2 protein-coding genes and 1 pseudogene are annotated in these 1,569 nt (G+C 70.9%); 1 reads left to right on the top strand and 2 read right to left on the bottom strand.

Annotation, left to right across the window (positions count from 1 at the left end):
- Positions 1-286, bottom strand: a pseudogene (locus E2E34_RS34175) (peptidase); the annotation flags it as partial.
- 293 nt (positions 287-579) lie between these two features.
- Between E2E34_RS34175 and E2E34_RS34170 the strand changes: the two are divergent.
- Positions 580-1,008 carry a type II toxin-antitoxin system Rv0910 family toxin gene (locus E2E34_RS34170; RefSeq protein ID WP_138905699.1) on the top strand — a complete coding sequence of 143 codons (429 nt, stop codon included), beginning with the start codon at positions 580-582 and terminating at the stop codon, positions 1,006-1,008.
- A gap of 150 nt (positions 1,009-1,158) precedes the next feature.
- On the opposite strand, the gene E2E34_RS34165 is transcribed toward E2E34_RS34170, so the two are convergent.
- A partial coding sequence (locus E2E34_RS34165; protein ID WP_244316397.1) for a PadR family transcriptional regulator occupies positions 1,159-1,569 on the bottom strand: 411 nt, incomplete at its 5' end.

Genomic DNA, 1,569 nt, shown 5'->3' with positions numbered 1-1,569 from the left:
CCTCAACGCCCTGCCAGCGCAACCCGTAACCGATGCTGCGCTGCACGAGATAGCCGAGCACCCTGGCGACCTGCGCCGGACCGCCGTCGAACGCGGACCTGACCTCGGGGTCCGCCTCCAGCACCGAGTGCAGCAGATGCGCCGTGTCGATCTGCCGGTCGCCGTCCCGCGTCGCGCGCCTGCGCGCACCCGCGACCACGGAGGCGAGCTCCGTGGTGAGGCGCGCTTCGACGTCGGCACGCTGTGGCGCGGGGTGGTGGGGAACCCACGGAGTAGGGCTTTGCACATCACCCACCTCATCAGCCGCGACCGGCGGGAGCATCCCCGCCGGGGAGCATTTGCACATCCCACCGAAGAGGGGCAACCCCGCCCAGGCTCTCCTCCCTACGGATGAGACCAGGGATACCGGGACAACCACGGGATCTGACGGCCCATCAGTATTGAATGTTGCGCCCGCCCCGACTACGTTCCGCGCACACCGTTGGAGCACAGCCCGGGAACAGCCGCGTACGGCCCAGGCGCAGCGCGGGGACAGCAGCCGAGCACGTCGGGCACAGCCGACAGGAATGGGGTGGTCGCATGGCGGAGGCCAGCGCGGAGGCGCACATCGGGGCACCGGCCGAGAGGATCTGGGCGCGGCTCACGGACTTCACCTCGTACGCCGCGTGGAACGCGACCCACACCAGCTTCCCGCACGGCGGCCCGGCGGAGCTGAGGGTCTCGGCGACGTACGACGAGAACATGAAGCTCATGGGCTTCCCCGCCGAGGTGACGTGGACGGTGGAGGAACTGGAGCCGGCCCGGCTGCTCACGACCAGGGGCAAGGGCCCGATGGGCGTCATTCTCGCCATGCGCTACGCGCTCACGCCCGACGGCGACGGCACCCGGGTGCGCATCGACGGGGAGTTCACCGGCGCCGCCGTGTCGCTGATGGCGGGCAAGCTCAAGGATTCGGCGGGCGCGGCCCTGAGCGAATCACTGCGCAGGCTCGACGGCCTGGTCACCTGAGATCCGGTACACACCCCGCGAACCCCGTACGCGGCCCCGGCGGGCCTCGGTACGCGCGTACGCGGCCCCGGCAGACCCCTCGGACGTGCGGCGGCGCCCCGCGGAGAGCCGCGGGACGCCGTTCCGTCGACGAGGGCCATCTGCCGCCGGTCAGTCCTCGTCGGCCAGGATCAGATAGAGCCTCTTGCGGGACTCGTTGATGACGGCGAGAGCCTTCTGCCGCTGCTCGGCCGACCCGGTCTTCCAGACCTGGCCGAACGCCTCCATCAGACCGAACCCGGCCTGACGGACCTCGTTCATCGACTCCCAGTCGACACCGCGCCCCGCTTCCTCCCACGGAGCCCGCGGCCCCGCCTCGGCCTCGGTGCGCCCGGCGCCGGTGAGCGTGAACAGCTTCTTGCCGCCCTCGCTCTCACTGACGATCAGACCCTCGTCCTCCAGCAGTTGGAGCGTCGGGTAGACCGAGCCGGGACTGGGCCGCCAGGCCCCGCCACTGCGCTCGCCGATCTCCTGGATCATCTCGTAACCGTGCATGGGCCGGTCGGCCAGCAGCGCCAGGAT

Source organism: Streptomyces albidochromogenes (assembly GCF_005981925.1).
GTDB lineage: Bacteria > Actinomycetota > Actinomycetes > Streptomycetales > Streptomycetaceae > Streptomyces > Streptomyces albidochromogenes.
This window is presented reverse-complemented; position numbering and strand designations above follow the sequence as displayed.